General features: G+C 59.6%; 1 protein-coding gene. It reads right to left on the minus strand.

Features of this window, described 5'->3' with window-relative positions:
• Positions 1-441: ImcF-related family protein (locus CWM53_RS27815; RefSeq protein WP_227521738.1), on the minus strand; the 441-nt coding region annotated here is incomplete at both ends.

Below are 441 nucleotides of genomic sequence, written 5' to 3' on the forward strand. Positions count from 1 at the left end.
GCGTAATCAGCGGCGACTGGCGGGCATCAGCCATCAGCGTTAACTGGACAAGCACGCCGGAAAGCGAGTCCTCTTTCTTCCAGCGAATGCTGTTGAGGAAGGTCTGCCAGCTACCGGCGAAATCAGTGAAGTAGCGTGTTGTCAGGCGGGCGCGCAGCACCTCCGGCGAGATATCGGCGGATGCGTCCTGCCGACGGTCACTGAGCACCCAGTCGATTTCCTCACGCCGGGCGGTGACCACCTGTTCTATTGCCTCTTTTACCTGTCCTTCCCACGCCTGACGGGTAAACATTCCCGGCACGGTCTGTTCGGTACTGAAAAGCGGGTCCGCCAGCGTGTCGCCGGTCATGTCTGCCAGCGTGATATCGGCGTAGTTACGGGAGACCTGTTTCAGGACGTTCTGATAGAGGGTGTTTTCCGCATTGCGCGCCCCAATCTGGC

This window comes from Klebsiella sp. A-Nf5, assembly GCF_002810545.1.
GTDB classification, from domain to species: Bacteria; Pseudomonadota; Gammaproteobacteria; order Enterobacterales; family Enterobacteriaceae; genus Klebsiella; species Klebsiella variicola.